Genomic DNA, 25,367 nt, shown 5'->3' on the forward strand with positions numbered 1-25,367 from the left:
CATTCTCTCAGTGCCCCCGATTTCCGGGCGCTTGCGCCTCTTCTACGCTTTGGCCTACGCAGTCATCCAACAAGAAGGTGCAGGCATGAGCGAGGCGAAGTCGAACGCTGCAACCAGCGAAACGCTGGTCAGCTTCCGTGGTGTGCAGAAGAGCTACGACGGCGAGTCGCTGATCGTCAAAGACCTCAACCTGGACATCCGCAAGGGCGAGTTCCTCACCCTGCTTGGCCCGTCCGGCTCCGGCAAGACCACCAGCCTTATGATGCTGGCCGGCTTCGAAACCCCTACCGCCGGTGAAATCCAGCTGGCCGGGCGCTCGATCAACAACGTGCCGCCGCACAAGCGCGACATCGGCATGGTGTTCCAGAACTACGCGCTGTTCCCGCACATGACCGTGGCCGAGAACCTGGCCTTTCCGCTGACCGTACGCAACCTGAGCAAGACCGACGTCAGCGAGCGGGTCAAACGCGTGCTGAACATGGTCCAGCTTGATGCTTTCGCCAAGCGCTACCCCGGCCAGCTTTCCGGTGGCCAGCAGCAGCGGGTGGCCTTGGCCCGTGCGCTGGTGTTCGAGCCGCAACTGGTGCTGATGGACGAACCGCTCGGCGCGTTGGACAAGCAACTGCGTGAACACATGCAGATGGAGATCAAGCACATCCACCAGCGCCTCGGTGTGACCGTGGTGTACGTGACCCACGATCAGGGCGAAGCGCTGACCATGTCCGACCGCGTGGCGGTGTTCCACCAGGGCGAGATCCAGCAGATCGCCGACCCGCGCACGCTGTACGAAGAACCCTGCAATACCTTCGTTGCAAACTTCATCGGCGAGAACAACCGCATCAACGGCACCCTGCTGGCCAGCGATGGCAAGCGCTGCCAGGTGCAGCTGCCGCGTGGCGAGCGGGTCGAGGCGCTGGCGGTGAACGTCGGCCAGGCCGGCGAGCCGGTCACCCTGTCGATCCGCCCGGAGCGTGTGCGCCTGAATGGCCACAGCGAGAGCTGCGTCAACCGCTTCTCTGGCCGGGTGGCCGAATTCATTTACCTGGGCGACCACGTGCGGGTGCGTCTGGAAGTTTGCGGCAAGGCCGATTTCTTCGTGAAACAGCCGATTGCCGAGCTCGACCCGGCCCTGGCCGTGGGCGATGTGGTACCGCTGGGCTGGGAGGTGGAGCACGCCCGCGCGCTCGATCCGATTGCCGAAGCCCATTGATGGATTGCTTCACCAACCCTGTACTGTGGAGAGAATAAGAATGCGCAAGCAGTTGAAATTGACCGCCCTGGCCCTGGGGCTGTTCGCCGCTGGCCAGGCCATGGCCGCAGACCTTACCGTGATCTCGTTCGGAGGCGCCAACAAGGCCGCCCAGGTCAAAGCGTTCTACGAGCCATGGGAGAAGGCGGGTAACGGCAAGATCGTCGCCGGTGAATACAACGGCGAAATGGCCAAGGTCAAGGCGATGGTCGACACCAAGAGCGTGTCGTGGAACCTGGTAGAGGTTGAGTCGCCAGAGCTGGCGCGCGGTTGCGATGAGGGCATGTTCGAAGAGCTCGACCCCGCCCTGTTCGGCAACGAGGCCGATTATGTACCGGGTGCCATCCAGCCTTGCGGCGTTGGCTTCTTCGTCTGGTCCACGGTCATGGCCTACAACGCCGACAAACTCAAGACCGCACCTACCAGTTGGGCCGATTTCTGGGACACCAAGCAGTTCCCAGGCAAGCGTGGCCTGCGCAAGGGCGCCAAATACACGATGGAATTCGCATTGATGGCCGATGGCGTTGCGCCCAAGGACGTCTACAAAGTGCTGGCGACCAAGGAAGGCCAAGACCGCGCGTTCAAGAAGCTCGATGAACTCAAGCCCAGCATCCAGTGGTGGGAAGCTGGCGCACAGCCACCGCAGTTCCTGGCTTCAGGCGACGTGGTCATGAGCTCTGCCTACAACGGCCGTATTGCCGCTGTGCAGAAAGAGAGCAACCTCAAGGTGGTGTGGAACGGCGGCATCTACGACTTTGACGCCTGGGCAATTCCTAAAGGTGCCAAAAACGTCGAAGAGGCGAAGAAATTCATCGCCTACAGCGTCAAGCCCGAGCAGCAGAAGATCTACTCCGAGAACATCGCCTATGGCCCGGCCAATTCCAAGGCCGTGAGCCTGCTGTCGGACGAGGTGAAGAAGGACATGCCGACCACGCCTGAAAACATCGCCAATCAGGTGCAGATCGACGTGGCCTTCTGGGCCGACAACAGCGAGCAGCTGGAGCAACGCTTCAACGCCTGGGCGGCGAAGAAGTAACAAACCGCAAAGCAGGGCCGCCATGCGGCCCATCGCCGGCAAGCCAGCTCCCACAGGGAACGTGTAATCCCCCAAGCCGGTGCAGTGCCTGTAAGGGACAGGGATCAGAAGTCTTGAAGCCGGTGCAGTACCTGTGGGCGCTGGCTTGCCGGCGATGGGCTGCACAGCAGCCCCATTTTCAGTTCGTATCGCGGAGTTCGCCATGGCCATTGCAGTGCCCCTCAACGAAGGCGCAGGTCCAAGTCTCAAGCAGCGCCTGAAACACGCCGAGCGGGTCAACCGCTGGAAGGCGCAGGCGTTGATCGCGCCGCTGGCGCTGTTTCTTCTGCTGGTGTTCCTGGTGCCGATTGCGGCGCTGCTGTACAAGAGTGTCGGCAACCCGGAAGTGGTGGGCGGCCTGCCACGCACGGTAGACATCATCACCCAGTGGGATGGCAAGAGCCTGCCGGGCGAGGATGTGTACAAGGCGCTGAGCCAGGACCTGGCCGAGTCACGCAAGAACCAGACCCTTGGCGACCTGTCCAAACGCTTGAACATGGAACTGGCCGGCTACCGCAGCTTGTTGACCAAGACAGCCCGGGCACTGCCATTCAAGGCAGAACCTGCCTCTTATAAAGACGCTTTGCAGGCCGTCGACGAACGTTGGGGCGACCCGGCCTATTGGCAGGCGATACGCCGCAACACCAGTACCGTGACCTCCTTCTACCTGCTGGCTTCGGTGGACCATCGCATCGACGACCTGGGCGAGCTGGCCAAGGCCACCCCGGACCAGGCCATTTACCTGGATATCTTTGCCCGCACCCTGTGGATGGGTGTGGTGATTACCGCCATCTGCCTGGTGCTGGCTTACCCGCTGGCCTACCTCCTGGCCAACCTGCCGACCCGGCAAAGCAACCTGCTGATGATTCTGGTGCTGCTGCCCTTCTGGACCTCGATCCTGGTGCGGGTGGCGGCGTGGATCGTGCTGTTGCAATCGGGTGGCCTGATCAACAGTGCACTGATGGCCATGGGCATCATCGATCAGCCGCTGGAACTGGTGTTCAACCGCACCGGTGTGTACATCTCCATGGTGCACATTCTGCTGCCATTCATGATCCTGCCGCTGTACAGCGTGATGAAGGGCATTTCGCCGAGCTACATGCGTGCCGCGATCTCGCTGGGCTGCCACCCGTTCGCCAGCTTCTGGCGGGTGTACTTCCCGCAGACCTATGCCGGTGTTGGCGCGGGTTGCCTGCTGGTGTTCATCCTGGCAATCGGCTACTACATCACCCCGGCGCTGCTGGGTAGCCCGAACGACCAGATGGTCAGCTACTTCGTTGCCTTCTACACCAACACCAGCATCAACTGGGGCATGGCCACCGCACTGGGCGGGCTGTTGCTGCTGGCTACCGTGCTGTTGTACCTGATCTATAGCTGGCTGGTCGGCGCCAGCCGCCTGCGCCTGAGCTGAGGAGCCTTGTCATGCTGAGCCCATACATGTCGCCCGTGGAGCGGGTCTGGTTCTACAGCCTGCGCATTCTTTGCGGTCTGATCCTGCTGTTCCTCATCTTGCCAGTGCTGGTGATCGTGCCGCTGTCGTTCAACAGTGGCAGCTTCCTGGTGTACCCGCTGCAGGGCTTTTCGCTGCAGTGGTACCAGGACTTCTTCGGCTCGGCCGAGTGGATGCGGGCGCTGAAGAACAGCATCATCGTCGCCCCGGCGGCCACGGTCTTGGCCATGGTGTTCGGCACCCTGGCAGCCATTGGCCTGACCCGTGGTGATTTTCCCGGCAAGTCGCTGGTGATGGCGCTGGTGATTTCACCGATGGTGGTGCCGGTGGTGATCATCGGTGTGGCCAGCTACCTGTTCTTCGCCCCGCTGGGCATGGGCAACAGCTTTACCTCGCTGATTCTGGTGCATGCGGTGCTGGGTGTGCCGTTTGTCATCATTACCGTGTCGGCAACCTTGCAGGGTTTCAACTACAACCTGGTGCGGGCGGCTGCCAGCCTGGGTGCGTCGCCGCTGTTGACCTTCCGCCGCGTGACCTTGCCGCTGATTGCACCCGGGGTGATCTCAGGGGCGCTGTTCGCCTTTGCGACGTCGTTTGACGAGGTGGTGGTGACGCTGTTCCTGGCCGGGCCGGAGCAGGCAACCCTGCCGAGGCAGATGTTCAGTGGTATCCGCGAGAACCTGAGCCCCACCATTGCTGCGGCGGCGACCTTGCTGATTGCTTTCTCGGTGGTGTTGCTGCTGACCCTGGAGTGGTTGCGTGGGCGCAGCGAGAAGCTGAGAACCCAGCAGCCGGCCTGATTTTCAGGCGTCTGCGCTGGCCTCATCGCCGGCAAGCCAGCTCCCACAGAGATCTCTACAGGACCCTGCATCTCATAAGGCCTGTGGAGAACCCTGTGGGAGCTGGCTTGCCGGCGATGAGGCCAGCTCAGGCAGTGCAAGGCTCTTGGGTATCGGTCGGGATCATGTGATACCAATCAGCCCTCATCCGTTCGCCTGGGTTACAATGCGCGCCACCGTGATTCTGCCAACAGGTGCGCCATGCAGCCCTACGCTATTGCCCCCTCCATCCTCTCTGCCGATTTCGCCCGCCTGGGTGAAGACGTCGACAAGGTATTGGCTGCGGGTGCCGACATCGTCCACTTCGATGTCATGGACAACCACTACGTTCCCAACCTGACCATCGGCCCGATGGTCTGCACCGCCCTGCGCAAGTACGGTGTTACCGCACCGATCGACGTGCACCTGATGGTCAGCCCGGTCGACCGCATCATCGGCGACTTCATCGAAGCCGGCGCCACTTACATCACGTTTCACCCGGAAGCCACGCAGCACATCGACCGTTCGTTGCAACTGATCAAGGACGGCGGTTGCAAGGCCGGCCTCGTGTTCAACCCGGCCACCAGCCTGGATGCCCTGAAGTACGTGATGGACAAGATCGACATGGTGCTGCTGATGAGCGTCAACCCAGGCTTTGGCGGGCAGAAGTTCATCCCTGGCACCCTCGACAAGCTGCGCGAGGCGCGTGCGCTGATCGACGCCAGCGGCCGTGATATCCGCCTGGAAATCGACGGTGGCGTCAACGTCAATAACATCCGCGAGATCGCTGCCGCTGGCGCTGACACCTTCGTGGCCGGTTCGGCGATCTTCAACGCCCCGGACTACCAGGAAGTCATCGCCAAGATGCGCGCCGAACTGGCTCAGGCCCGCCCATGAGTGGCTTCGAGCAGCTGTTCCCGGGGACGCTGCCCAGGCTGGTGATGTTCGATCTGGACGGTACCCTGATCGATTCCGTGCCAGACCTGGCTGCCGCCGTGGACCGCATGCTGCTCGAACTGGGGCGCCCGCCCGCAGGCCTTGAGGCAGTCCGCCACTGGGTCGGCAACGGCGCCCAGGTGCTGGTGCGCCGGGCGCTTGCAGGTGGCATCGACCACGCCGCGGTGGACGATGCGCTGGCCGACCAGGCGCTGGCGCTGTTCATGGACGCTTATGCTGAAAGCCACGAGCTGACGGTGGTCTATCCCGGTGTGCAGGACACCCTGCGCTGGCTGCGCAAGCAGGGCGTGGAAATGGCGCTGATCACCAACAAGCCCGAGCGCTTCGTCGGCCCGCTGCTGGACCAGATGAAAATCGGCCGCTACTTCCGCTGGATCATTGGCGGCGACACCCTGCCGCAGAAAAAGCCCGACCCGGCGGCTTTGCTCTTCGTCATGCAGATGGCCAGCGTTACCCCGCAGCAGTCGCTGTTTGTCGGCGATTCGCGCAGCGACGTGCTGGCGGCCAAGGCGGCTGGCGTGCAGTGCGTAGGGCTGACCTATGGCTACAACCATGGCCGGCCGATCCAGGACGAATCTCCCAACCTGGTGATCGACGACCTGCGCGCACTGCTGCCCGGTTGCGCAGACCCGGCCACTGGGATAACGTTGGCCAACCTTCAAGCCTCACAAGACAGAGAGCCCACCGTGGTGGTTACTGGCAAATTCTGGATGAAAGTCATCAAGGCCCTGGCCCGTTGGCGTTGGCGCGCCTGACTTCAGCCTGCCGGCGCGTGCCGGCCCGTCCGTTTGCCTGACCTATTGCTGCTTGCCACGAGGCTACTCATGAACCGCGAAGAATTCCTGCGCCTGGCCGCTGCCGGCTACAACCGCATTCCACTGGCCTGCGAAACCCTGGCCGACTTCGACACGCCGCTGTCGATCTACCTGAAACTGGCTGACCAGCCCAACTCGTACCTGCTCGAATCGGTGCAAGGCGGCGAGAAGTGGGGCCGCTACTCGATGATCGGCCTGCCATCGCGCACGGTGATGCGGGTGCACGGCTATCACGTCAGTATCCTGCAGGATGGCGTCGAGGTGGAAAGCCATGATGTCGAAGACCCGCTGGCCTTTGTCGAAAGTTTCAAGGACCGTTACAAAGTCGCTGACATCCCTGGTCTGCCGCGCTTCAACGGCGGCCTGGTCGGCTACTTTGGCTATGATTGTGTGCGTTACGTGGAAAAGCGCCTTGGCGCCAGCCCCAACCCGGACCCGTTGGGCGTGCCGGATATCCTGCTGATGGTGTCCGATGCGGTGGTGGTGTTCGACAACCTGGCAGGCAAGATGCACGCGATTGTGCTGGTCGACCCGGCTGAAGATCAGGCCTTTGAACAGGGCCAGGCACGCCTGCAAGGCCTGCTGGAAACGCTGCGCCAGCCGATCACCCCGCGCCGAGGCCTGGACCTGAGTGGCCCGCAGGCCGCCGAGCCGGAATTCCGCTCCAGCTATACCCGCGACGACTACGAGAACGCGGTCGGCCGTATCAAGGAGTACATCCTGGCCGGCGACTGCATGCAGGTGGTGCCGTCGCAACGCATGTCGATCGACTTCAAGGCTGCGCCCATCGACCTGTATCGTGCGCTGCGCTGCTTCAACCCGACGCCGTACATGTACTTCTTCAACTTCGGCGACTTCCATGTGGTCGGCAGCTCGCCCGAGGTGCTGGTGCGGGTCGAGGACAACCTGGTCACCGTGCGCCCGATTGCCGGTACCCGCCCGCGTGGCGCGACTGAAGAAGCCGACCGCGCGCTGGAAGACGACCTGCTGTCGGACGACAAGGAAATCGCCGAACACCTGATGCTGATCGACCTGGGCCGCAACGACGTTGGCCGTGTGTCCTCGACCGGCAGCGTGCGCCTGACCGAGAAGATGGTGATCGAGCGTTACTCCAACGTGATGCACATTGTCTCCAACGTCACCGGCCAGCTGCGTGAAGGGCTGACGGCGATGGATGCGCTGCGGGCGATCCTGCCGGCTGGCACCCTGTCGGGTGCGCCGAAGATCCGTGCAATGGAAATCATCGACGAACTGGAGCCGGTCAAACGTGGGGTCTACGGTGGTGCAGTCGGCTATTTTGCCTGGAACGGCAACATGGATACCGCGATCGCCATCCGTACTGCCGTGATCAAGGACGGTGAACTGCATGTGCAGGCCGGTGGTGGCATCGTTGCCGACTCGGTGCCGGCGCTGGAGTGGGAAGAAACCATCAACAAGCGCCGGGCGATGTTCCGTGCCGTGGCGCTTGCAGAGCAGACGTTGGCTAAATAAACAGATTGGGGCTGCCAAGCAGCCCCATCAATTCAGAAGTCCACGCTCACCCCCAGGCTCACCCCCTGCTGCGTCAACTCATCACTCTTGCGCCAATTGTAGTTCCCGCGCAAATGCACCCCTGCGACCACTTCATGGCTCACCCCCAGGCTCGCACGGGTCAGGTCGCTGTGCGGCGTATAACCGGTCAGGGTGAAGTCATTGGCGGGCAAGCTGGTCAGGTGCATCGTCACATCCTGCTGGTCATCCTCGAACTCATGCTCCTGTGCCACCTCGGCGAACAGCCGGGTACCTGGCAGCACCTGCACGCTGCCCAGTAACCCCAGGCCCAAGCGGCGTGACGTGCGTTCCTGGTCATCGAAGCCCAGTGCCGTCGAGCGCCCGCTCTTCTCGTCGTACCCATCCACCTTCACGCGCGCGTAGTCGGCACTGATGAATGGCGCCAGCTGCCAATTGCTGCTGTCTGCCGCCAGGTTGTAGCCCAGCCGCCCGGACATCGCCCAGGCCTCGCCGTCGGTGTCGCCCTTTTCGCTGCGCTCGTTCACGCCAAGGGCGAAGGTGCGCTTGAGGTCGCTGTAGTCCAGATGCCCGGCGGTCAGCGCAGCATCGGCCCACCAGCGGTCCTGGCGGTATTGGGCGAAGGCGCTGGCCAAGTAGCTGTTCAGTTTGTAGTCCGAATCATTGGCGCCGGCCTCCAGCTTTTGCCGGTACGCGCCGCCGGCCAGGCCCAGGCGCCAGGCGTCGTTCAACCGGTAGCTGCCGCCCAGTGTCAGGTTATAGCCGCGGCCATCGCCGCTGGCCGCGCTGTGCTGGCCGTCGAAGTCCAGGTCCTGGGCACCGGTGGCGACGAAGGCCTGCCATTGGCCAACTGCTTGCCAGGGTGTCTGCCATTGGTTGCGCAGCTCATCCTGATGGGCGCGCAGGCTGGCATGTGCCATTTCGGGGAGCAGGGTAAGCTCCCAGGGGGCGGAGATGATCGAATAGGCGTAGTCGGCAATCAGTTGCTGGCCGGCGATGGTCGGGTGCACCGAGTCGTTGAACAGCAGTTTAGTCGGGTCCGGGGTTGTGCCATTGATACCGTACACCGGGTTTTCCACGCAGCTGTTGCCGCTGTAGCAGGTGCCGACCAGGTTCTGGTCGCTGGCCAGGCCGAACTGGTTGGGGCTGGCCAGTGCCTCGCTCAGCAGCACAGGGATGTTCAGCGGGATGATCTCGGCATCGATCTGCCGCAGTTGGCTGAGCAGCGACTGGTTGAATGCGCCAGACAGCAGTGAAAGCGGGTTTTGTTGCGGCGTGCCGCTGAAGTTGGGCGTTTGGCCGAGGTCGGGCAGCAGCCAGACCATGATGTAGCGGGCGCCACCTTGTTGCAGTGCCTGGGCGCTGGCCGCAAGGCGGGCGCCGGCGGCCACGGCGTCGGCCGGGCTGTTTACCAGGCCTTGGAGGAAGTCGTTGCCGCCGCCCGTCACGTAGTAAAGCGCGTTGGGGTCGGCACGCAGGCCGTTGGCCAGGTAGCCCGCCTTTTCACGCAGCACCAGGCCGGCGCCGGGGTTTCCTGGCGGGATGACAGTCTCGGAAGTTGTCGTGATCGAATCCAGGATCTGCTGGGTGGTATAGCCACCGACAGCCCAGTTGTTGCCATCGGGCCGGATGCCTGTCGATGTCGACGGGTTCAGGTCATCGGGTGCAACGCCCAGTCGGCCACCGAGGATCATCGGTGACACCGGGGCAAAGTTACCGTCGGCATCGCGGTTGGTAAACCGGGCGCCTGGGGTACCGCCAGTCAGATCGGGAAATTGCCCGGCGTCGGCGAGGCTGTCGCCAAACACGATCAGCGTGGAATAAGGTGAGGGACCTGCGAATACCTGGCTGCAGGCCAGGGCCAATGAAGCGAGGGTAAAGCGCATTAACGGGGCTTTTCGCATCAGGGAACATCCTTTTCTTTGTTTTTATCAAGGACTGCCTGATCGACCTTAGCAAATCGCAGTGCATCCCTCCCAAGTCCATTCGTTTCCCCGTGTTTGCAGGCATATTGCGCCCGCCGCCCCGGTAGGCTACTGTGCCGGAACGTATGAGCGAGACCTATCCTGTGTTGATCGTCAGTAAACTCTTGATGCGCGTAATCAAGGCCCACGCCCGTTGGCGTTGGCGCGCCTGACTTTATCCCCTGCCGGCCCGCCCGGCTCGCCCCCGTTTGCCTTCTTCTTTACTGCCCTGTGTGGCGAAGCCGTGCCTGTGGCGGTGGCAAGAAGGTTCGAATTCTGAAGTCAGTAAATTCAAGAGGTTTAACACCATGTTACTGATGATCGACAATTACGACTCATTCACTTACAACGTCGTCCAGTACCTTGGCGAGCTGGGTGCCGAGGTCAAGGTCATTCGCAATGACGAAATGACCATTGCCCAGATTGAAGCCCTCAACCCCGAGCGGATCGTGGTATCCCCAGGCCCTTGCACGCCGAGCGAGGCGGGTGTGTCCATCGAGGCCATCCTGCATTTTGCTGGCAAGCTGCCGATTCTGGGCGTGTGCCTGGGGCATCAGTCCATCGGCCAGGCCTTTGGCGGTGACGTGGTGCGCGCCCGCCAGGTGATGCACGGCAAGACCAGCCCGGTACACCACCGCGACCTGGGCGTGTTCACCGGCCTCAACAACCCGCTGACCGTTACCCGCTACCACTCGCTGGTGGTCAAGCGCGAAACCTTGCCCGATTGCCTGGAAGTGACTGCCTGGACCGCCCATGAAGACGGCTCGGTGGACGAAATCATGGGCCTTCGTCACAAAACCCTGAATATCGAAGGGGTGCAGTTCCACCCCGAGTCGATCCTGACCGAGCAGGGCCACGAGCTGTTCGCCAACTTTCTCCAGCAGACCGGCGGCCGCCGCTAAGGATCGAACATGGATATCAAGAGCGCATTGAGCCGTATCGTCGGCCACCTGGACCTGTCTACCGAAGAAATGCGCGATGTCATGCGCCAGATCATGACCGGCCAGTGCAGCGAGGCGCAGATCGGCGCCTTTCTGATGGGCATGCGCATGAAGAGTGAAAGCATCGACGAAATCGTCGGCGCGGTGTCGGTGATGCGTGAGCTGGCCGACAAGGTTGAGCTGAAAAGCCTGGATGGCGTGGTCGATATCGTCGGCACCGGCGGTGATGGCGCCAATATATTCAACGTGTCCACCGCGTCGTCGTTCGTCCTGGCGGCGGCGGGCTGTACTGTTGCCAAGCATGGTAACCGCGCGGTTTCCGGCAAGAGCGGCAGTGCCGACCTGCTGGAAGCTGCCGGCATCTATCTTAACCTGACGCCAACCCAGGTGGCTCGCTGCATTGACAGCCTGGGCATCGGCTTCATGTTCGCGCAAAGCCATCACTCGGCCATGAAGCATGCCGCCGGTCCGCGTCGTGAGCTGGGGTTGCGTACCCTGTTCAACATGCTCGGCCCGCTTACGAATCCGGCCGGAGTGAAGCATCAGGTGGTTGGCGTTTTCGCCCAGACCCTGTGCCGCCCGTTGGCCGAGGTGCTGCAACGCCTGGGTAGCAAGCATGTGCTGGTGGTGCATTCGAAGGACGGCCTGGATGAGTTCAGCCTGGCTGCCCCCACCTTTGTTGCCGAACTGAAGAACGACACAATTACTGAATACTGGGTCGAACCGGAAGACCTCGGCATGAAAAGCCAGAGCTTGCATGGCCTTGCCGTCGAAAACCCACAGGCTTCGCTGGAGCTGATTCGCGATGCTCTGGGCCGTCGCAAGACCGAAAACGGCCAGAAGGCTGCGGAGATGATCGTGCTCAATGCGGGCGCGGCACTGTATGCCGCCGATCATGCGATGAGCCTGGCTCAAGGTGTGGAACTGGCCCACGACGTACTGCACACCGGGCTGGCCTGGGAGAAGCTGCAGGAACTGGGTGCCTTTACTGCAGTATTCAAGGTGGAGAACGAAGCATGAGTGTGCCGACGGTGCTGGAAAGGATCATTGCCCGCAAGTTCCAGGAAGTGGCCGAGCGCAGCGCGCGCGTCAGCCTCGCCGAGCTGGAAGGCCTGGCCAAGGCCGCCGATGCCCCGCGTGGTTTCGCCAACGCGCTGATCGAACAGGCCAGGCGCAAGCAGCCAGCGGTGATCGCCGAGATCAAGAAGGCTTCGCCGAGCAAGGGCGTGATCCGCGAGCACTTCGTGCCGGCGGAAATCGCTGTCAGCTACGAGAAGGGCGGTGCTACCTGCCTGTCGGTGCTGACCGATGTCGATTACTTCCAGGGTGCCGATGAGTACCTGCAGCAGGCCCGCGCGGCAGTTTCGCTGCCGGTGATCCGCAAAGACTTCATGGTCGACCCTTACCAGATCGTCGAAGCCCGGGCCTTGGGCGCGGATTGCGTGCTGCTGATCGTCTCGGCACTGGATGACGTGAAGATGGCCGAGCTGGCCGCGACTGCAAAAGACGTCGGCCTGGACGTGCTGGTGGAAGTGCACGATGGCGATGAGCTGGAGCGCGCGCTGAAAACCCTGGATACGCCGCTGGTGGGGGTAAATAACCGCAACCTGCACACCTTCGAGGTCAGCCTGGAAACCACCCTTGACCTGCTGCCGCGTATTCCGCGTGATCGCCTGGCGATTACCGAGAGCGGTATTCTCAACCGGGCCGATGTCGAGCTGATGGCAATCAACGAGGTTTACTCGTTCCTGGTGGGCGAAGCGTTCATGCGCGCCGAGCAGCCTGGGCTGGAGTTGCAGCGGTTGTTCTTCCCGGAACAGGTGAAGAAGACTGTTCAGCATCTTGACTGATCAAATGAAGCCGGCTTTTTTGCCGGCTTTTTTGTATGCCTGCCAGGGCCGCTTCGCGGGTAAACCCGCGCCTACAGTGGGTGTGCTCCCTTTGTAGGAGCGGGCTAGCCTGCGAAGAGGCCATCAAAAACAACATCAAAGGTGGATCAATGACCGATCAACCCCTGGCCCTGACCGTCGAACAAGGCCTGCACACCGAACAGGAACTGCTGGCCGCCGTTTGCCGCGGCGAACGCGAAAACGGTGTGCTGTTCTGGCGACCCACCGACCATGCGCTGGTCATGCCCCGGCGCATGAGCCGTCTGGAAAACTTCGAGGCCGCCTGTGCGGAGCTGGCGATTGCCGGCTGGCCGGTGCTGCTGCGCGAGACTGGCGGTGAGCCGGTGCCTCAGTCCCATTCCACTGTCAACGTTGCCCTGGTCTACGTTGCCCCGCGCAGCGAAGGTGATCACGGCCGTATCGAAAGCGCCTACGAGCGCCTGTGCCTGCCGCTGTGCGAGGTACTGCGCGAGTGGGGCGGGGTGGCGTCGGTGGGGGAGATAGACGGGGCGTTCTGCGATGGTCGCTACAACGTCAACCTCAATGGCCGCAAGCTGGTGGGCACCGCCCAGCGCTGGCGCCAGGGCCTGGGCGGCAAGCGCCCGGTGGTGCTGGTACACGGTGCGTTGCTGCTGGACAACGAGCGGGAGTCGATGGTGGCAGCGGTCAACCGCTTTAATGAGTGCTGCGAGCTTGAGCAACGCTGCCGCGCTGATGCACATATCGCCTTGCATGAAGTGGCGCCCGCAGCACCCTGGTTTGAGCGCTTGTCGCAGGCCTACGCCAAGGTGCTTGCAGACCTGCCCAGGGGCTAGCGGGTACCGTAGACCACCATGGTCTTGCCTTTGACCTGCACCAGGCTGCGTTCCTCAAGGTCCTTGAGGACGCGGCCGACCATTTCCCTGGAACAACCGACGATTCGGCCGATTTCCTGACGGGTGATCTTGATCTGCATGCCGTCGGGGTGGGTCATGGCGTCGGGTTGTTTACACAATTCCAGCAGGCAACGGGCAACCCGGCCGGTGACGTCGAAAAACGCCAGGTCACCGACCTTGCGTGTGGTGTTGCGCAGGCGCTGGGCCATCTGGCCGCCCAGGGCATAGAGGATTTCCGGGTCTTGGCGCGCCAGTTCGCGAAACTTGTCGTAGCTGATTTCCGCCACTTCGCACTCGGTCTTGGCTCGCACCCAGGCACTGCGCTGCTGTTCGCCGTCAACCGGTTCGAACAGCCCGAGCTCGCCGAAGAAATCGCCATTGTTGAGATAGGCAATAATCATTTCGCGGCCATCCTCGTCTTCGATGAGGATGGTCACCGAGCCCTTGATGATGAATGACAGTGTCTCGGCGCGGTCGCCGGCGCAGATGATGTTGCTTTTGGCGGTGTAGCGGCGGCGCTGGCAGTGTACCAACAGTTTGTCGATGTTCTTGATCTTGGCGGGTAGGGCGGAGGCAACCATCACGAAATCCTGTTCGATGCGCCGCATAGGCTTTTTATAAGGTTGTCTGGCGGCGAGCGCCATTCATTTGGCGCCAGCTTATCAGACGTCTCCGGATGTTTCGGTATTAAACCGATACGTCTCGTGCTTTTCGCACGGCCTTACAAGGTCTAAGCTGACACCCTTTTCCGAATATCAGGAGTCCGGGTAGATGAAGGCACGTATCCAGTGGGCCGGTGAGGCCATGTTCCTCGGCGAATCGGGGAGTGGCCATGTCGTCGTGATGGACGGCCCGCCTGAGGCCGGCGGCCGCAACCTGGGTGTGCGCCCGATGGAAATGTTGCTGTTGGGCCTGGGTGGCTGCAGCAGCTTTGACGTGGTGAGCATTCTGAAGAAATCGCGCCAAGCGGTAGAAAGCTGCGAGGCGTTCCTGGAAGCCGAGCGTGCCAGCGAAGATCCGAAGGTGTTTACCAAGATTCACATGAACTTTGTGGTGAAAGGGCGTGGGCTGAAAGAAGCGCAGGTCAAGCGGGCAGTGGAGCTGTCGGCAGAGAAGTACTGCTCGGCTTCGATCATGCTCGAACGCGCGGGGGTTGAGATTACCCACGGGTATGAAATCGTAGAGCTCGGTTAACGCAACGTTGTTGGGGGCCGCAAAGCGGCCCCGGCACTATCAGCTCCGAAGTGCGGGCAGTGCAGCTTGCACCCACCGTGGCAACCATCCCCGCATCACTTGGCTCAACCGCTCCCGCCGCTTCTGGTAAACCAGCCCCAGCCAGATAACCGCCAGCCCGATCAAGGTCACCACCACCGGGAACAGCAGCGATTCGGCAAATACCTCGTACGACAGGTACCCCAGGTAAGCCGCCACCCCCAGTGCACCAAACACCATGAACACCGGCCGGCGCAGCAGCACGGCCATGCCCATCAGCGCTATGTTGGTCAGGCAGTACATGGCCTTGCCCAACTCACTGCCGCTGTCCAGCAGCGTCAGGCCGCCCCAGAATGCCGCCAGCCCGGCCAGGTAGCCCCAACGGGCGTAGTCTTCTTGCGTGCGGCCGTCTATCAACAGGAACACCACCAGCAAACCCAACCCGAACCACAGCGAAACTTCGCGGCGCTGCTCCCAACTGAACGGCGAGCCGAAGAACCATTCGCTCAGGTCCATCGACATGAACCACAGGGCCACGGCTATAGGCATGACGACGAACGGGTAGGGGATCAGCCTCAGCATCAGCAAACCGGCAAGCACCGTGGCCGCTTCCATCGCCAGCCAGCCGCCCTGCACGTAGGTGTAGTACTGGTGATACTTGGCTTGCGCGTCGTCCAGTGGCCACCAGCCTGCCAGGCGCTCAATGGCAAACACCGCCAGTGGCACGATACTGACCGCTACCGCCGCCAGTACCCCGGCAGCAACGGGCTGGGCGCGGCGCTGCAGGTTGAGGGCGGACAAGGTGATCAGCAGGATATAGAGGCTGACGATGATCAATAGCGCGCCGTCACCAATGCTCATCCAGGCTTCGGTGAGCAACCAGCCCATGGCTGCCATGATCAGCATGGCGCCGAAGTAGAACGCAACATGGGCCAGCTGAAAGCTGCCACGTGCCGCCGGTTGCTGGCGCAGGAATGCCAACAGGCTTTGGTCCTGGCCCGGCTGGAGAATCCCGGCCTGCACGGCACGCGCCAGGTCCTTGGCGTCGAAACGGTCCGTCATGGCGATGCCTTCAGATGCGGTAGGTGCTCTTGGTCATGACCTTGGCCAGCAAGCTCATGCCAAAGCGGACAGGGGCCGGGAAGCGATAACCACCGGCTTCCAGGGCGGACTCGGCGTGATGCTCTTCGTCGATGCGCATCTGTTCGAGAATGGCCCGGGACTTTTCGTCTTCGTGCGGGATCTGCTCCAGGTGCTCGTCGAGGTGCTTGCACACCTGGTGCTCGGTGGCGGCGACGAAGCCCAGGCTGACCTTGTCGCTGACCAGGCCGGCAAGTGCGCCGATGCCGAACGACATGCCGTAGAACAAGGGGTTGAGCACGCTTGGGTGGCTGTTCAACTGGCGAATGCGCTGTTCGCACCAGGCCAGGTGGTCCACCTCTTCCTCGGCGGCATGCTCCATGGCCTTGCGTACTTCGGGCAGCTTGGCGGTCAAGGCCTGGCCCTGGTACAGCGCCTGGGCGCACACTTCACCGGTGTGGTTGATACGCATCAGCCCGGCGATGTGGCGGGTCTGCTGCTCGTCCAGGTCGACGTCTGGCTGGACAATGGCCGGCGATGGCCGGGCGGGTTGGCCGCTGAAGGGCAGCAAGGTGCGCATGGCGGTATCGGCCTGCAGCAACAAGCGGTCGAGCGGCGAGTAGTGACGTTCGGTAGCCATCGGGCACCTCCGCAAGAATGTGCCCGACAGTTTACCGCAATAGCGGCGGGGTCGCTTGCCGTGGATCAGCCCGGTGGCCAGTTCATCTGGCGCTGGCCCAGCACGTGCATATGGATGTGGTAGACAGTCTGGCCGCCCTTCGGGTTGCAGTTCATGACCACGCGGAAACCTTCCTCGCAGCCCTGCTCGACAGCCAGGCGCTGGGCGGTGAACAGGATGTGGCCCGCCAGGGCCTTGTCTTCTTCGGTCAGGTCATTGAGCGTGCGGATGTGTTTTTTCGGGATGACCAGAAAATGTACCGGTGCCGCGGGTGCAATGTCCTTGAAGGCCAGGACCTGGTCGTCTTCGTAGATGATATCCGCCGGGATTTCCCGGTTGATGATTTTGAGGAATAGATCGTCCACAGCACTTGCTCCATGGTGAGGGTCGGGCCGAGTGTACTCAGCCGAGCGCCGCTCGCCCAGTGGCTATTCCATGCCGGCCGGGCAATAGCGGCGGTGGATGGCGCCGGCCAGTTTGCACACCAGCCAGCGCGGCAGCAGGCGCGGGGCCAATGCCAGCCAGCGGTTGCGTCGGCCGGGCATGATCAGCGCACGGTTCTTGTCCAGTGCACGCACGGTATACAGCGCTACTTCTTCGGGGCTGAGGCAGCGGGGTTTGCCATCGAGCCGCGCAATGCGCCGGCGCGAGGAGCGTACAGGGCCTGGGCACAATACCGAGACCTTGATACCGGTACGCTTGAGTTCTTCGCGCAGCGCCTGGGAAAAACTCAGCACGTACGCCTTGCTGGCGGCATAGGCCGCCATCCACGGGCCGGGTGCCACCCCGGCAAGGCCAGCGACGTTGAGGATCTGGCCGCCACCCTGCACGGCCATCAGGTTGCCGATGGCGTGGCACAGGCGGCTCAGGGCCAGAACGTTGACCTCCAGCAGATCCTGCTCGTCGGCCCACTCATGGGCCAGGAACGGCCCGTAGGTACGCAAGCCGGCACAGTTGACCAGCAGGTCGATACGCCGTTCGCCTTCTTCCAGTTCCAGTACGAAGCCAGAAAGGCGCAGCGGCTGGCTGAGGTCGCAGGCGCGGAACAGCACCTCGACACCAAAGCGTTGGGTCAACTCAAGGGCCACGGGTTCCAGCGTTTCCCGCTGACGTGCCACCAGGATCAGGTTGCGCCCGCGCCGTGCCAGCGCTTCCGCCAGGGCCAGGCCCAAGCCGCTGGAAGCACCAGTGATCATGGCGTAACGGGTCATGCAAGGCTCCTGGGGGCGAAAGAGGGCGCCTAGTGTACAGCTTGGCCGGGTAAGGTGTTGCGTTTTGCTACAAGGTGCGGGCGCGCAGAATCTGGCAGCGATCCAGGGCTTCCCGGTACTCACTGTGGAGCCGTTCGATCAATGCACTGGCGCTGGGCAGATCATGGATTTCGCCGACACCCTGGCCCGCCGACCATACGGTCTTCCAGGCCTTCGCTTCGTCGTCGATAGGTTTGAGCTTGCCTTGCTCGTGGCCGCCCTTGAGGGCGTTCATGTCGTAGCCAGCCTGCTCCAGGCTTGAACGCAGGAAGCTGGCAGGTATGCCGGACACTGCCGGGGTGTGAATGATGTCGGCGGCGTGGGCAGCGAGTAGCATCTGCTTGTAGGCATCCTGGGCCTGGCTTTCTGCGGTGGCGATGAAGCGCGTACCCATGTAGGCCAGGTCGGCGCCCAGCAATTGTGCGGCGAGGATTTCGTGGCCATGGTTGAGGCAGCCGGCCAGCAGCAGGGTCTTGTCGAAGAACTGGCGAATCTCTGCGGCCAGGGCGAAAGGGCTCCAGGTGCCTGCATGGCCGCCCGCGCCGGCAGCCACGGCGATCAAGCCATCGGCACCCGCTTGCGCGGCCTTCTCGGCATGGCGGCGAGTGGTGACATCGTGGAACACCAGGCCGCCGTAGCCATGCACGGCATCGACCACTTCCTTGACCGCCCCCAGGCTGGTGATGACGATCGGCACGCGATGCTCCACGCACAAAGCCAGGTCGGCCTGCAGGCGTGGGTTGGTCGGATGGACGATCAGGTTGACCGCATAGGGCGCTGGCGCCTCCAATAGCGCCAGGCCTGCCTCGATTTCCTCCAGCCAGGCCTTGAAGCCGGCGCTGTCGCGCTGGTTCAGGGCCGGGAAACTACCCACTACGCCGCTGGCGCAGCACGCCAGTACCAGTTTGGGGTTGGAGATCAAGAACATCGGCGCTGCGACAACAGGCAGGCGCAGGCGTTGTTCGAGCGAGGCAGGTAGCGACATGGCAAGGCTCCTTGAGCGGGTGGCTATGTCAGAACGGTTTGACCACCACCAGAATTACGATGCCCAGCAGGAACAGCACGGGCACTTCGTTGAACCAGCGATAGTAGACGTGGCTGCGGGTGTTGTTGCCGCTGGCGAAGCGTTTGCGTTGGGCACCGCACATGTGATGGTAGCCGGTCAGCAGGATGACCAGGGTCAACTTGGCATGCAGCCAGCCCTGGCTCAGCCAGCCGGGCGTGAGATAGAGCATCCATGCGCCGAACACGTAGGTGGCGATCATCGCCGGGTTCATGATGCCCCGGTACAGCTTGCGTTCCATGGTCACGAAGCGTTCCTGGCTGATGCTGTCCTGGCTCTGGGCGTGGTAGACGAACAGCCGCGGCAGGTAGAACAGGCCGGCGAACCAGCAGACCACGCTGACGATATGCAGCGCTTTGATCCATAGGTAAAGCATGGAGGGAGTTCCTTCAGGTATTCACGGTCGTCAGATAGTAGTGGTCAAGCGCCCGAAGGGTCACCCGAAGAGTTGTTACAGGCGCTTCACGCCCCTATCATCGTGCGCTTTCCAGACGGCTCGTTGATAAGGGGCAAGCGTTATGATCAAGGTCGGTATCGTCGGCGGCACGGGTTACACCGGCGTCGAACTGTTGCGTCTGCTGGCACAGCATCCACAGGCCGAAGTGGCGGTCATCACTTCGCGCTCCGAGGCGGGCGTGGCGGTGGCGGACATGTACCCGAACCTGCGCGGCCACTATGACGGGCTGGCGTTCAGCGTGCCGGACAGCAAGGCGCTGGCTGCCTGTGATGTGGTGTTCTTCGCTACCCCGCACGGTGTTGCCCATGCTTTGGCCGGTGAACTGCTGGCGGCCGGCACCAAGGTGATCGACCTCTCGGCCGACTTCCGCCTGCAGGATGCCACCGAGTGGGGCAAGTGGTATGGTCAGCCGCACGGTGCGCCAGAGCTGCTCAAGGACGCCGTGTATGGCCTGCCTGAAGTCAACCGCGAGAAGATTCGCCAGGCGCGCCTGATCGCCGTACCGGGTTGCTACCCTACCGCCACTCAGCTGGGCTTCCTGCCGCTGCTGGAGGCGGGCCTGGCCGACCCGTCGCGCCTGATTGCCGACTGCAAGTCGGGTGTCAGCGGTGCCGGTCGTGGTGCGGCAGTGGGTTCGCTGTTCTGCGAGGCCGGCGAAAGCATGAAGGCCTATGCGGTCAAGGGCCATCGTCACCTGCCGGAAATCAGCCAGGGCCTGCGCCTGGCTGCTGGCAAGGACATCGGCCTGACCTTCGTGCCGCACCTGACGCCAATGATCCGTGGCATCCACGCCACCCTGTACGCGAATGTTGTCGACACCTCGGTCGACCTGCAGGCGCTGTTCGAGAAGCGCTACGCCGACGAACCGTTCGTCGATGTGATGCCAGCTGGCAGCCACCCGGAAACCCGCAGTGTGCGCGGCGCCAACGTCTGCCGCATTGCCGTTCATCGTCCGCAGGGTGGTGACTTGGTGGTGGTGCTGTCGGTGATCGACAACCTGGTCAAGGGAGCCTCCGGCCAGGCGGTACAGAACCTGAACATCCTGTTCGGCCTGGATGAGCGGATGGGCCTGTCCCACGCAGGCTTGCTACCGTAAGCGAACTGCGATCGAAATGGCCCGCCTTGCGCGGGCCATTTTGTCAGTCGCGACTAAAGCCGCACAATTCTTGACCAATTTTCTCGGGAAAGCGGATAATGCGCGTCATCGAGTTTTAAGGCGGCAACTGCGCCGGGAGAGTCAACATGAGCGTCGAAACCTTCACCCCTACCGGTCTGGAATTCACCCATGGGGCGGCCCAGAAAGTGAAGAACCTGGTCAATGAGGAAGGCAATGAACGTCTGAAACTGCGGGTGTTCGTGACCGGTGGCGGCTGCTCGGGCTTCCAGTACGGTTTCACTTTCGATGAAGATGTGGCCGAAGATGACACCATCGTCGAGCGCGAAGGCGTGTCGCTGTTGGTCGACCCGATGAGCTTCCAGTATCTGGCTGGCGCTGAGGTGGACTATCAGGAAGGCCTGGAGGGGTCGCGCTTTGTGATCAAGAACCCGAACGCTGCCACTACGTGCGGTTGCGGGTCCTCGTTCTCGATCTGAGATCTGGCTCTACGAAAACGCCGCGCAATTGCGCGGCGTTTTGCTTTCTGGTGTAGCAGTTAGGCCGGGTAGATTGCGCCCAGTACCCGCAAACCCTTGGCCGCCGTCACGCTTGGCCGGTTGGCGCTGATGCCTTCGAGGCAGCAGTGGGCCAGCCAGGCAAAGGCCATGGCCTCGACCCAGTCAGGGTCTACGCCATGGGCGCCGGTACTGGTGACACGGGCCTTGGGCAGCAGTTGGCCGAGGCGGGCCATGAGGGCACCGTTACGTGCGCCGCCACCGCACACCAGCAACGCTTCGGTGCCTTGCTGGGCATTGCTCAGCGAGTCGATGATGCTGCGAGCGGTAAGCTCCAGCAATGTCGCCTGTACATCCTCGTCCGGGTAAGCGGGCAGGCCTGCCAGGTGGCCATCCAGCCAAGGCAGGTTGAACACTTCGCGGCCTGTGCTCTTCGGGCCGCTACCCGCAAAGAACGGGTCGGCCAGCATCGCACTCAGCAAGCCCCCCTGTACCACGCCCGAGGCCGCCCAGGCACCATCGGCATCGTAGGCCTGACCGCGCTTGCGCTCTATCCAGGCATCCAGCAGCACGTTACCCGGACCGCAGTCGAAACCGTGGACCGGCTTGTCCTGCTCGATCAGGCTGAGGTTGCTGAAGCCGCCCACATTCAGGATTGCCAGACGCTGGCCCAGGTGGCCGAACAGGGTTTCGTGGAAGGCCGGAACCAGCGGCGCACCTTGGCCTCCGGCAGCCACATCGCGCCGGCGGAAATCGGCAACCACGCGGATACCCGTTAGCTCGGCGAGCAGCGCCGGGTTGCCGATTTGCACGGTAAAACCGCGTGCGGGCTCGTGGCGGATGGTCTGGCCGTGGCTGCCGATGGCGCGGATGGCCTCGGCCCCCAGTCCTTGGCGGGCAAGCAGTTGGCGTATACCTTCGCCTGCCAGGGTGGCCCAGCGGTTTTCGGCCAGCGCCGCGCGGGCTATTTCGTCAGGGCCGCTGCTGCACAGGGCAAGCAGTTCCTGGCGCAGGTCGCCGGGCATGGGCAGGTAATGGGTGGCGAGCAGTTCAAGCTGCTCGCCTTGTTCGATCAAGGCAATGTCAAGGCCATCAAGGCTGGTGCCGGACATTACCCCCAGGTAGAGCGCCATGGGCTTAGCGCTTGTTCGCTGCGAGCAGGGTGGCCTTTTCCTGATCCATACGGGCAATCAGGGGCTGGCTCTGCTGCAGGAAGCGCTGGCGCTCGTTCTTGGCGATTGGATCAGCCATTGGCACTTTCTGGCTCAGCGGATCGACGTGCACACCGTTGACCTGGAACTCATAGTGCAGGTGGGGCCCGGTAGACAGGCCGGTGGTGCCGATGTAACCGATGATCTGGCCCTGCTTTACCGAACTGCCAGTCTTGATGCCTTTGGCAAAGCCCTGCATGTGCCCGTACAGCGTCTTGTAGCGGTTGCCGTGCTGGATGATCACGGTGTTGCCGTAACCGCCACGGCGCCCAGCCAGTTCGATGCGGCCGTCACCGGCAGCCTTGATTGGCGTACCGCGCGGGGCGGCGTAGTCGACGCCTTTGTGCGCGCGGATCTTGTTCAGGATGGGGTGCTTGCGGCCGGCGGAAAAGCGCGAACTGATACGGGCAAAGTCCACCGGCGTACGGATGAAGGCCTTGCGCAGGCTGTTGCCGTCGGCAGTGTAGTAAGTGGTGTTGCCCTGCTTGTTGGTGTAGCGCACGGCGGTGTAGGTCTTGCCGCGGTTGGTGAAGCGGGCGGACAGGATGTTGCCGGTGCCGACCACCTTGCCGTCCATGACCTTCTGCTCGTAGACCACATCGAACTCGTCGCCTGGGCGAATATCCTGAGCGAAGTCGATGTCGTAACCCAGCACCCGGGCCATGTCCATGGTCATGCTGTGGGAGAGACCGGCGCGCTGGGCCGAAGCCGATAGCGAGCTCTTGATCACGCCGTGGGCATAGGCAGTACGAACTACGGGTTTGCTGATTTCACGGTTGAAGGTGTAGCCCTTGGCGGACTTCGTCAGCCGAATGGTCTCGAGATTGCTGACCTTGCTGTGCAGGCTGGCGAGCTGGCCATCCTTGTCGAGCTCGAACTGCAGTACCTGGCCGTGTTTGAGCTGGCTGAACTGCTTGGCCTGCTTGTTACTGGCCAGCAGGTCGTGTACCGCATTGGCCGGCAGGCCGACCTTGGCGAACAGGGTGGACAGGGTGTCGCCACGTGCCACGGTGACTTCGCGGTGGCCAGGCTGCTTGGCTGCTTCGGCGGCGGGTTCGGTGGCAGGGGCTGGCTGCTCGGCCGTTTGGGTCTTGGGGGCTGCTTCTTCGATCTGGGCGAAGGGCGAACCTTGCTCACTTTCTGCCTGCACCAGGGGGGCAGCACGGGATTCGTCTTTCAGCTGCTCGGCCGGGCTCTCCAGCTCGAGGTTGAGGGTGGTTTTCTTGGCTTCCACTTCGCTGGAGGGGAATACCAGCAGAGCCAGACTGAGCAGGGCGGCAATGCCGCTGGCGGCCAACAGATGGCTTTTCGGATAAAGCGGGGGCGCTTTAGGCGGTTCGTTGGTCATGGGTAAGGTGACTTTGAAAAAGTGAAATGGAAAAGATGAATGACATGATGAAGATGAAATAACTGTATAAAATATAACCAAATCCATTTTCACGCAAGGGCGCGTAGACGCCGCAAGCCCGTGCCCGGGTCACATTCCTTTGCGAAACTTGTATTTGACGGCCGATCTTGTATGGTTGGCTCCCCCTGAATCTGAGCCTTGCGGGTTTGTCTATGAAGTCGGTTGAAGAGCAGCTGGCGCTTATAAAGCGCGGCGCGGAAGAAGTACTGGTCGAGTCGGAACTGGTAGAGAAGCTCAAGCGCGGCCAGCCTCTGCGCATCAAGGCCGGCTTTGACCCGACTGCGCCTGACCTGCACCTGGGTCACACGGTGCTGATCAACAAGCTGCGTCAGTTCCAGGAGCTGGGCCATCAAGTCATCTTCCTGATCGGTGACTTCACCGGCATGATCGGTGACCCCAGCGGCAAGAGCGCCACGCGCCCACCGCTGACCCGTGAGCAAGTGCTGGACAACGCCGAGACCTATAAGCAGCAGGTGTTCAAGATTCTCGACCCGGCCAAGACCGAGGTCGCGTTCAACTCCACCTGGATGGACAAGCTGACCCCGGCCGACTTCATTCGCCTGGCGTCGCAGTACACCGTGGCGCGCATGCTTGAGCGCGATGACTTCGACAAGCGTTACACCACCAACCAGCCGATCGCTATTCACGAGTTCCTCTACCCCCTGGTGCAGGGCTATGACTCGGTGGCGCTGAAGGCGGACGTCGAGCTGGGTGGTACCGATCAGAAGTTCAACCTGCTGATGGGGCGCGAGCTGCAACGCGCCTATGGTCAGGAAGCGCAGAACATCGTGACCATGCCGTTGCTCGAAGGCCTCGACGGTGTGAAGAAAATGTCCAAGTCGCTGGGCAACTATGTAGGTATTCAGGAAGCGCCGGGGGTGATGTACAGCAAGCTGGTATCTATCCCGGATACTTTGATGTGGCGTTACTTCGAGCTGCTGAGCTTCCGTTCGATGGAAGAGATCGAGCAGTTCCGTGCCGATGTCACCAAGGGTGCCAACCCGCGCGACATCAAGATCAAGCTGGCCGAAGAGATCGTTGCGCGTTTCCATGGTGAGGAGGCAGCGGCCAACGCTCACCGTGGTGCTGGTAACCGCATGAAAGAAGGTGAGTTGCCGGAAGACCTGCCGGAAGTCGAAGTGGTTGCAGCGGAAAACTTGCCGATTGCTGCCGTGCTGAACCGGGCTGGCCTGGTAAAGAACTCGGCTCAGGCGCGGGACCTGCTGAGTGGCGGCGCTGTTAAAGTCGACGGTGCGGCCGTGGATCGTGACTTCGTGTTTGCGCTGGGCGCGACCCATGTGTGCCAAGCGGGCAAGAAGTCGTTTGCACGGGTTACCCTCAAGGCTGAGTGAGCGATTGCAGGTGTAGCTATATAGAAGCGGGGAGGCCGAAAGGCCTCCCCGCTTTGTTTTTTTGGGTGTTCGCCTTGGGGTCTTCAGCGGCTGCAAGATCGGGGGCGCTTGATCTCATAGGCGCTGAATGTGTTGTGGCGGACATCTGGTGGCCTTCATAGGGTCTTTCCCCTCATATTTCGATTTCTTGAAATTAAGGGTTGACGCCCTTCTGAATCCCCTTATAATGCGCCCCACTTCCAGCGACATCGGAACGACAAACTCCTTGAGATTCAATGAGTTAGGTAGTTAAGGTGGCGTTGAAAGGGCTACGATCGAAAGATCGCAAGCGGTTGAAATGGTGGTTGACAGCGCTTCTAAACGCTGTATGATTCTCCTCCCGCTACGAGAGATCGCAGCGAGCCAAGTGTTTGAAGCTAAACGAGTTTCTCGCAAAAAACTTCAAAATAAACGCTTGACAGGCTCTGAGGAAAGCGTAGAATGCGCGCCTCGGTTGAGACGA

25 protein-coding genes are annotated in these 25,367 nt (G+C 62.0%); 15 read left to right on the forward strand and 10 right to left on the reverse strand.

Features of this window, described 5'->3' with window-relative positions:
• Nucleotides 1-85: 85 nt before the first annotated feature.
• From CKW35_RS19745 to trpE, 7 genes are all read left to right on the forward strand, one after another.
• On the forward strand, nucleotides 86-1,210 hold the full coding sequence (locus tag CKW35_RS19745; protein ID WP_016484622.1) for an ABC transporter ATP-binding protein: 1,125 nt from the start codon (nucleotides 86-88) through the stop codon (nucleotides 1,208-1,210).
• Nucleotides 1,211-1,250: 40 nt separating this feature from the next.
• Nucleotides 1,251-2,285 (forward strand): ABC transporter substrate-binding protein, encoded by a 1,035-nt coding sequence (locus CKW35_RS19750; protein ID WP_016484623.1) that lies wholly within the window; start codon nucleotides 1,251-1,253, stop codon nucleotides 2,283-2,285.
• 202 nt (nucleotides 2,286-2,487) lie between these two features.
• The gene (locus CKW35_RS19755) at nucleotides 2,488-3,735 is read left to right on the forward strand and encodes an ABC transporter permease (RefSeq protein ID WP_016484624.1); all 1,248 of its coding nucleotides are present in this window, start codon (nucleotides 2,488-2,490) and stop codon (nucleotides 3,733-3,735) included.
• An 11-nt stretch (nucleotides 3,736-3,746) separates the two neighbouring features.
• Complete coding sequence (locus CKW35_RS19760; protein ID WP_003260880.1) at nucleotides 3,747-4,574, forward strand: ABC transporter permease; 828 nt, start codon at nucleotides 3,747-3,749, stop codon at nucleotides 4,572-4,574.
• A 240-nt stretch (nucleotides 4,575-4,814) separates the two neighbouring features.
• Nucleotides 4,815-5,489 (forward strand): ribulose-phosphate 3-epimerase, encoded by a 675-nt coding sequence (rpe, locus tag CKW35_RS19765; RefSeq protein WP_016484625.1) that lies wholly within the window; start codon nucleotides 4,815-4,817, stop codon nucleotides 5,487-5,489.
• The gene (locus CKW35_RS19770) at nucleotides 5,486-6,304 is read left to right on the forward strand and encodes a phosphoglycolate phosphatase (RefSeq protein ID WP_016484626.1); all 819 of its coding nucleotides are present in this window, start codon (nucleotides 5,486-5,488) and stop codon (nucleotides 6,302-6,304) included. Before rpe ends, CKW35_RS19770 begins: the two co-directional genes overlap by 4 nt.
• Before the next feature lie 69 nt (nucleotides 6,305-6,373).
• Nucleotides 6,374-7,855, forward strand: coding sequence for an anthranilate synthase component I (gene trpE, locus CKW35_RS19775; protein ID WP_016484627.1), 1,482 nt, complete (start codon nucleotides 6,374-6,376; stop codon nucleotides 7,853-7,855).
• A gap of 32 nt (nucleotides 7,856-7,887) precedes the next feature.
• Here trpE and estP read toward each other — a convergent pair whose 3' ends face one another.
• Nucleotides 7,888-9,777 (reverse strand): esterase EstP, encoded by a 1,890-nt coding sequence (gene estP, locus CKW35_RS19780; RefSeq protein WP_016484628.1) that lies wholly within the window; start codon nucleotides 9,775-9,777, stop codon nucleotides 7,888-7,890.
• Between the two features lie 368 nt (nucleotides 9,778-10,145).
• Between estP and CKW35_RS19785 the strand changes: the two genes are divergently transcribed.
• The 4 genes from CKW35_RS19785 (at nucleotide 10,146) to CKW35_RS19800 (ending at nucleotide 13,482) form a co-directional block, all read left to right on the forward strand.
• Nucleotides 10,146-10,739 (forward strand): aminodeoxychorismate/anthranilate synthase component II, encoded by a 594-nt coding sequence (locus tag CKW35_RS19785; RefSeq protein ID WP_016484629.1) that lies wholly within the window; start codon nucleotides 10,146-10,148, stop codon nucleotides 10,737-10,739.
• 9 nt (nucleotides 10,740-10,748) lie between these two features.
• Complete coding sequence (gene trpD, locus CKW35_RS19790; RefSeq protein WP_023048031.1) at nucleotides 10,749-11,798, forward strand: anthranilate phosphoribosyltransferase; 1,050 nt, start codon at nucleotides 10,749-10,751, stop codon at nucleotides 11,796-11,798.
• The gene (trpC, locus tag CKW35_RS19795) at nucleotides 11,795-12,628 is read left to right on the forward strand and encodes an indole-3-glycerol phosphate synthase TrpC (protein ID WP_016484631.1); all 834 of its coding nucleotides are present in this window, start codon (nucleotides 11,795-11,797) and stop codon (nucleotides 12,626-12,628) included. The genes trpD and trpC overlap by 4 nt, the downstream gene beginning before the upstream one ends.
• 149 nt (nucleotides 12,629-12,777) lie before the next feature.
• Complete coding sequence (locus tag CKW35_RS19800) at nucleotides 12,778-13,482, forward strand: lipoate--protein ligase family protein (protein ID WP_095116686.1); 705 nt, start codon at nucleotides 12,778-12,780, stop codon at nucleotides 13,480-13,482.
• On the opposite strand, the gene crp is transcribed toward CKW35_RS19800, so the two are convergent.
• Nucleotides 13,479-14,123, reverse strand: coding sequence for a cAMP-activated global transcriptional regulator CRP (crp, locus tag CKW35_RS19805; protein ID WP_024717954.1), 645 nt, complete (start codon nucleotides 14,121-14,123; stop codon nucleotides 13,479-13,481). The two genes, CKW35_RS19800 and crp, sit on opposite strands and share 4 nt — an antisense overlap.
• Nucleotides 14,124-14,313: 190 nt before the next feature.
• Between crp and CKW35_RS19810 the strand changes: the two genes are divergently transcribed.
• Entirely contained in the window at nucleotides 14,314-14,736 is a 423-nt protein-coding gene (locus CKW35_RS19810) for an OsmC family protein (RefSeq protein ID WP_004376171.1), read from the forward strand.
• A gap of 39 nt (nucleotides 14,737-14,775) precedes the next feature.
• On the opposite strand, the gene CKW35_RS19815 is transcribed toward CKW35_RS19810, so the two are convergent.
• The 6 genes from CKW35_RS19815 to hemJ form a co-directional block, all read right to left on the reverse strand.
• Nucleotides 14,776-15,816 carry a DUF2157 domain-containing protein gene (locus CKW35_RS19815; protein ID WP_095116688.1) on the reverse strand — a complete coding sequence of 347 codons (1,041 nt, stop codon included), beginning with the start codon at nucleotides 15,814-15,816 and terminating at the stop codon, nucleotides 14,776-14,778.
• A 10-nt stretch (nucleotides 15,817-15,826) separates the two neighbouring features.
• The gene (gene coq7, locus CKW35_RS19820; protein ID WP_060517960.1) at nucleotides 15,827-16,474 is read right to left on the reverse strand and encodes a 2-polyprenyl-3-methyl-6-methoxy-1,4-benzoquinone monooxygenase; all 648 of its coding nucleotides are present in this window, start codon (nucleotides 16,472-16,474) and stop codon (nucleotides 15,827-15,829) included.
• Between the two features lie 65 nt (nucleotides 16,475-16,539).
• Complete coding sequence (locus CKW35_RS19825) at nucleotides 16,540-16,878, reverse strand: histidine triad nucleotide-binding protein (RefSeq protein ID WP_016484636.1); 339 nt, start codon at nucleotides 16,876-16,878, stop codon at nucleotides 16,540-16,542.
• Nucleotides 16,879-16,941: 63 nt separating this feature from the next.
• Nucleotides 16,942-17,724 carry an SDR family oxidoreductase gene (locus CKW35_RS19830; protein WP_016484637.1) on the reverse strand — a complete coding sequence of 261 codons (783 nt, stop codon included), beginning with the start codon at nucleotides 17,722-17,724 and terminating at the stop codon, nucleotides 16,942-16,944.
• A gap of 67 nt (nucleotides 17,725-17,791) precedes the next feature.
• Nucleotides 17,792-18,748 carry a nitronate monooxygenase family protein gene (locus CKW35_RS19835; RefSeq protein ID WP_060517956.1) on the reverse strand — a complete coding sequence of 319 codons (957 nt, stop codon included), beginning with the start codon at nucleotides 18,746-18,748 and terminating at the stop codon, nucleotides 17,792-17,794.
• Nucleotides 18,749-18,776: 28 nt separating this feature from the next.
• Nucleotides 18,777-19,202, reverse strand: a complete 426-nt coding sequence (gene hemJ / locus CKW35_RS19840) for a protoporphyrinogen oxidase HemJ (protein WP_016484639.1) — start codon at nucleotides 19,200-19,202, stop codon at nucleotides 18,777-18,779.
• A gap of 142 nt (nucleotides 19,203-19,344) precedes the next feature.
• Between hemJ and argC the strand changes: the two genes are divergently transcribed.
• Together argC and erpA are read left to right on the forward strand one after the other, a co-directional pair.
• Nucleotides 19,345-20,379 (forward strand): N-acetyl-gamma-glutamyl-phosphate reductase, encoded by a 1,035-nt coding sequence (gene argC, locus CKW35_RS19845; protein WP_019472953.1) that lies wholly within the window; start codon nucleotides 19,345-19,347, stop codon nucleotides 20,377-20,379.
• 146 nt (nucleotides 20,380-20,525) lie between these two features.
• A complete protein-coding gene (gene erpA, locus CKW35_RS19850; RefSeq protein WP_095116690.1) occupies nucleotides 20,526-20,876 on the forward strand; it encodes an iron-sulfur cluster insertion protein ErpA in 351 nt (116 codons plus the stop codon).
• A gap of 59 nt (nucleotides 20,877-20,935) precedes the next feature.
• Here erpA and CKW35_RS19855 read toward each other — a convergent pair whose 3' ends face one another.
• Together CKW35_RS19855 and CKW35_RS19860 are read right to left on the reverse strand one after the other, a co-directional pair.
• Nucleotides 20,936-22,027 carry an anhydro-N-acetylmuramic acid kinase gene (locus tag CKW35_RS19855; RefSeq protein ID WP_095116692.1) on the reverse strand — a complete coding sequence of 364 codons (1,092 nt, stop codon included), beginning with the start codon at nucleotides 22,025-22,027 and terminating at the stop codon, nucleotides 20,936-20,938.
• A gap of 4 nt (nucleotides 22,028-22,031) precedes the next feature.
• A complete protein-coding gene (locus CKW35_RS19860; RefSeq protein WP_095116694.1) occupies nucleotides 22,032-23,453 on the reverse strand; it encodes a peptidoglycan DD-metalloendopeptidase family protein in 1,422 nt (473 codons plus the stop codon).
• A gap of 212 nt (nucleotides 23,454-23,665) precedes the next feature.
• Here CKW35_RS19860 and tyrS point away from each other — a divergent pair, with 212 nt between their 5' ends.
• Nucleotides 23,666-24,865 carry a tyrosine--tRNA ligase gene (tyrS, locus tag CKW35_RS19865; RefSeq protein WP_095116696.1) on the forward strand — a complete coding sequence of 400 codons (1,200 nt, stop codon included), beginning with the start codon at nucleotides 23,666-23,668 and terminating at the stop codon, nucleotides 24,863-24,865.
• Nucleotides 24,866-25,367: the final 502 nt, after the last annotated feature.

The sequence above is a fragment of the Pseudomonas sp. Irchel 3F3 genome, from assembly GCF_900187545.1.
GTDB classification, from domain to species: domain Bacteria; phylum Pseudomonadota; class Gammaproteobacteria; order Pseudomonadales; family Pseudomonadaceae; genus Aquipseudomonas; species Aquipseudomonas fortuita.

What these genes read in the sequence shown, in the direction of transcription:
- CKW35_RS19745 (WP_016484622.1), top strand. Translation starts at nt 86, where the DNA reads ATGAGCGAGGCGAAGTCGAACGCTGCAACCAGCGAAACGCTGGTCAGC.
- CKW35_RS19750 (WP_016484623.1), top strand. Translation starts at nt 1,251, where the DNA reads ATGCGCAAGCAGTTGAAATTGACCGCCCTGGCCCTGGGGCTGTTCGCC.
- CKW35_RS19755 (WP_016484624.1), top strand. Translation starts at nt 2,488, where the DNA reads ATGGCCATTGCAGTGCCCCTCAACGAAGGCGCAGGTCCAAGTCTCAAG.
- CKW35_RS19760 (WP_003260880.1), top strand. Translation starts at nt 3,747, where the DNA reads ATGCTGAGCCCATACATGTCGCCCGTGGAGCGGGTCTGGTTCTACAGC.
- rpe (WP_016484625.1), top strand. Translation starts at nt 4,815, where the DNA reads ATGCAGCCCTACGCTATTGCCCCCTCCATCCTCTCTGCCGATTTCGCC.
- CKW35_RS19770 (WP_016484626.1), top strand. Translation starts at nt 5,486, where the DNA reads ATGAGTGGCTTCGAGCAGCTGTTCCCGGGGACGCTGCCCAGGCTGGTG.
- trpE (WP_016484627.1), top strand. Translation starts at nt 6,374, where the DNA reads ATGAACCGCGAAGAATTCCTGCGCCTGGCCGCTGCCGGCTACAACCGC.
- estP (WP_016484628.1), bottom strand. Translation starts at nt 9,777, where the DNA reads ATGCGAAAAGCCCCGTTAATGCGCTTTACCCTCGCTTCATTGGCCCTG.
- CKW35_RS19785 (WP_016484629.1), top strand. Translation starts at nt 10,146, where the DNA reads ATGTTACTGATGATCGACAATTACGACTCATTCACTTACAACGTCGTC.
- trpD (WP_023048031.1), top strand. Translation starts at nt 10,749, where the DNA reads ATGGATATCAAGAGCGCATTGAGCCGTATCGTCGGCCACCTGGACCTG.
- trpC (WP_016484631.1), top strand. Translation starts at nt 11,795, where the DNA reads ATGAGTGTGCCGACGGTGCTGGAAAGGATCATTGCCCGCAAGTTCCAG.
- CKW35_RS19800 (WP_095116686.1), top strand. Translation starts at nt 12,778, where the DNA reads ATGACCGATCAACCCCTGGCCCTGACCGTCGAACAAGGCCTGCACACC.
- crp (WP_024717954.1), bottom strand. Translation starts at nt 14,123, where the DNA reads ATGGTTGCCTCCGCCCTACCCGCCAAGATCAAGAACATCGACAAACTG.
- CKW35_RS19810 (WP_004376171.1), top strand. Translation starts at nt 14,314, where the DNA reads ATGAAGGCACGTATCCAGTGGGCCGGTGAGGCCATGTTCCTCGGCGAA.
- CKW35_RS19815 (WP_095116688.1), bottom strand. Translation starts at nt 15,816, where the DNA reads ATGACGGACCGTTTCGACGCCAAGGACCTGGCGCGTGCCGTGCAGGCC.
- coq7 (WP_060517960.1), bottom strand. Translation starts at nt 16,474, where the DNA reads ATGGCTACCGAACGTCACTACTCGCCGCTCGACCGCTTGTTGCTGCAG.
- CKW35_RS19830 (WP_016484637.1), bottom strand. Translation starts at nt 17,724, where the DNA reads ATGACCCGTTACGCCATGATCACTGGTGCTTCCAGCGGCTTGGGCCTG.
- CKW35_RS19835 (WP_060517956.1), bottom strand. Translation starts at nt 18,748, where the DNA reads ATGTCGCTACCTGCCTCGCTCGAACAACGCCTGCGCCTGCCTGTTGTC.
- hemJ (WP_016484639.1), bottom strand. Translation starts at nt 19,202, where the DNA reads ATGCTTTACCTATGGATCAAAGCGCTGCATATCGTCAGCGTGGTCTGC.
- argC (WP_019472953.1), top strand. Translation starts at nt 19,345, where the DNA reads ATGATCAAGGTCGGTATCGTCGGCGGCACGGGTTACACCGGCGTCGAA.
- erpA (WP_095116690.1), top strand. Translation starts at nt 20,526, where the DNA reads ATGAGCGTCGAAACCTTCACCCCTACCGGTCTGGAATTCACCCATGGG.
- CKW35_RS19855 (WP_095116692.1), bottom strand. Translation starts at nt 22,027, where the DNA reads ATGGCGCTCTACCTGGGGGTAATGTCCGGCACCAGCCTTGATGGCCTT.
- CKW35_RS19860 (WP_095116694.1), bottom strand. Translation starts at nt 23,453, where the DNA reads ATGACCAACGAACCGCCTAAAGCGCCCCCGCTTTATCCGAAAAGCCAT.
- tyrS (WP_095116696.1), top strand. Translation starts at nt 23,666, where the DNA reads ATGAAGTCGGTTGAAGAGCAGCTGGCGCTTATAAAGCGCGGCGCGGAA.